The sequence below is a fragment of the Burkholderia sp. Bp9016 genome, from assembly GCF_003857765.1.
GTDB lineage: Bacteria > Pseudomonadota > Gammaproteobacteria > Burkholderiales > Burkholderiaceae > Burkholderia.
Genome location: NZ_QTPY01000068.1, coordinates 1 through 2607 on the forward strand (window position 1 = coordinate 1; position 2607 = coordinate 2607).

General features: G+C 56.8%; 2 protein-coding genes. Both read right to left on the reverse strand.

The genetic code is table 11. The annotated features are described in order from the left end of the window. Positions 1-87 precede the first annotated feature (87 nt). The gene (locus tag DIE13_RS32410) at positions 88-1245 is read right to left on the reverse strand and encodes a restriction endonuclease (RefSeq protein ID WP_012327534.1); all 1158 of its coding nucleotides are present in this window, start codon (positions 1243-1245) and stop codon (positions 88-90) included. Then, positions 1242-2243: a DNA cytosine methyltransferase gene (locus tag DIE13_RS32415; protein WP_012327535.1), complete on the reverse strand. Its 1002-nt coding sequence runs from the start codon at positions 2241-2243 to the stop codon at positions 1242-1244. The genes DIE13_RS32410 and DIE13_RS32415 overlap by 4 nt, the downstream gene beginning before the upstream one ends. Between the last annotated feature and the right edge of the window lie 364 nt (positions 2244-2607).

Here is a 2607-nt window from a genome sequence, read left to right on the forward strand (position 1 = left end):
TTGCGTTTGCGTGGCATAAAAGTGGCTCCTTGGCCGTCAGTTTATGCATCACACACAAAAGACCGGATAGGCTCGAGCACGCTGTCGCTAGATCCGTTGCAGCCAGAGCTTGATGCTCTCGAGACTGCCGAACCTCTCCCTGAGCTTCATGGATATGTCTTTTGCCGATATGACAACAACCGGATGAGTGTCGTGAACGAGTTCGCTGTATGCCTGCGCATCAAGATAGGAAGTCGTGACCAAGATACCAAACTGACGATGCCTCAGGCGCGATATTAGTCTGGACAGAGGCTTGATTCCTACGCCCACGTTCTGATCGTAGCACTTGGCCTCCATCGCGAACTCCACATCAATCGCGCCGGCCCCATGTCCTATGCGATAGGTGCCCAAGGCGTCCCTTCCCCCATCTCTCCATGGCCGCGTCAACTCCCAGTGTTGGATCGCCGGCATGAAAAGCCGCGCCAACTCCATAGCACATCGCTCGAATGCATATGGATCTTCCTTGTAATGCTCGTAGACCGTCTTCACATACGCGGCCAGTTCAGGGGTATCGGGTACCTGCTGCCGCTTTGAGCGCACAACGCTTACTGGAACCGACTTGAGCGGCGTGTATTTCCTACCACTGACCCAGTCTAGCCATGCTTTTGGCGCATGGGCCGAAGACACTGCGTTACCGTTCTGGACATCCTTGATCCATGCTCTGGAAACGACCGGGAGATCGAGTATGGTGAACGTCGCCTTGTAGTTCTGAAATCGGACACCATCCTCCGTTGTCCGCCATACGGCCACGAGGTCATCGTCTGCACCCATGCCTGCCGCGCCTGGTACCGCGAGTCCGAGAAACCGGACATCTCGATATGTGCCCGCGTTGCCGAAAAGGAGGATAGGAGGAAAGGAAGAGCTCTGCTGGAATTGATGAGCTTCGTCAAAAAGATTCCGGAGCATCAGATTCCCTTGCCGCGGCGTCGCGTGAAGATCCCCGGGACCACGTTTGTCGCCGTAGTAGACAAAGATCCCGTTCTCGCGGTCAAGCGCGTCAGGCCAGTTCACATCCGAAAAGCGGGTCTTCAGGACAAGGAGCCGGAGGGTCGCCACCGCCGGCCGTTTACCGAGGTGCCGAAACCCGGCTCCGTTATCCACGCCAAGCAACTTTGGCAACGGATCATCCGAAGAGTTGCCGCTCCGTGAGCCGCCGTACACCTCATCCACGCAAAGATCAGCCGAATCCAAATCTTTTTCAATCATCGGGTCAGCCTTGTCGTATCGCGCCTCCTCGCGGATGCCGCCTGAGTCGTGCCGATCCACTTGAAGATGGCGGCCATGACGTCCGAGCAAACGCCGTTTCCACAAAGCTTGACCTTCTCGCGGCGACTACCATGCGGCAACACATGTTCGTCCCCGCCGCCCATCGCCTTGAGCAATTCGTTCGGTTGCAGCATCCTCAAGTAGGGCTCGCGCTTTCGCCAAGTTACAAGCCCGAACCTATCTACGGTGGTTACGGTGCGCAGCGGAACGTCCAGCGTTTGCCAGCCGCCGGCGTAGTCCGATCCGTAATAGACGATGATGAATGGGACGTTCCGGCCCAATGCCGCGATGGCCCGGTCCGCCCGCTCCAGGGTAGCCTTCGCCCTTCCTGGCTTGCGTAACGGACTGGACGGGTACGGAGTCTCCCAGTCAATAATATCGTTGGCCGTCAGAAGCCGATCATTTCCGAATGCCAATAGCTGTTCTCGCGAAACCTTTGAACCTTGCTTATCGCATACAAGAAACATGCGCTTCCGGGCTTGAGCAGCCCCGAAATCTGCAGCATTGAGGAAAAGATCGCTGACCGTATAGCCTAACCCCTCGATCGTCTCGACGAGCTCGTTGTGTCGGTCCCACTTTTTCATCCGATTGACGTTTTCGACGATGACCCACCGAGGACGCATCGCCTCCACCCAAGGAACAATGCCAATCGCAGTTTCACGACTGCTTTCCAACCCCGGCTTGGCGCCACGTGCAATCGAGTGCGACGTGCATTCGGGTGATGTCAGCAGCACGTCCGGACGATACCGTCGACCCAGCGCGGCGGCGTCGACGTTTTCAATGAAATCGGTGATTACATCAGCCGACGGAAAGTTAGCCTCGTAAGTCTTGGTGGCCAAATCCCACGCATCCAATCCCAATAGTGGAACGCCGCCACCTCGAACCGCCCCCCTGGCCCCGAGTCCGCCCCCACAAAATAAATCTACGAAAGTTGCCATTTGTTTCAGTCAGCGCCGCGCAGCTGCGCGACTTTCCTATCAGTCGGAAGTGTCCCAAGCGTCCAGGGAGAGAAGCTTCTGTCTTTGGTGACAAGAGACTACCAGGGTCGCACACTTCCTGCCAGGTCCACATCACAAAGCCAATACCGAGCCGCGTTTGCCTTGAGCTGTCCTGAAAGAGCCCGCTGCAATAACGGCTGCCCGGTCCGCTTACACAATCAGCCCGACTTCAGAGCGGCGCCGGAACAGATCATACGCATGTGTTCCGTGCCTACATCCAGCTCCTTCGGCAATCCCCCCGTTTTGCACGGGGTTCAGAAATAGAAACTAAGCGGCCATGGCCAACCGCTGCTTTGGCGTAAAT